Genomic DNA, 376 nt, shown 5'->3' on the forward strand with positions numbered 1-376 from the left:
ACCGGTTGAACGGTTGTTCACCAGTTTCAGCGGTTTTGCTTCATCGGCCAGGGTGAGCAGTTCGTCGTACAGTTCCTGCTGGGTGAAAATCCCCTCATTCGCCACTGTGATTTTCTCAGGAAAACCAAGAAGATACAAAATCAAAGCCTAATCAATGTTTATGAACCCAGACATCAGCCTTTGCCAGCTGGTTAAAGGCTGATGTCTGGGAGCAGACCTTCTGGGACAGCGATAAAAAAGAAGAAATCCTCACTTATATGATCCGCTTTCCGAACAGCGGATTTAAGATACAGGCGCTGTCAAGCCGCCCGTCTAACCTGCGTGGTTTGCAGGGGGACGTGGTGATTGATGAGGCGGCATTCCATGAAGCCCTGGA

At 49.5% G+C, this 376-nt stretch carries 1 protein-coding gene; it reads right to left on the reverse strand.

The genetic code is table 11. The features are described 5' to 3' along the window. A partial coding sequence (locus AC0L3J_RS37630) for a chromosome partition protein MukE (protein ID WP_473350466.1) occupies window positions 1-144 on the reverse strand: 144 nt, incomplete at its 3' end. Window positions 145-376: the final 232 nt, after the last annotated feature.

The organism is Bradyrhizobium sp. Kon37, from assembly GCF_055807535.1.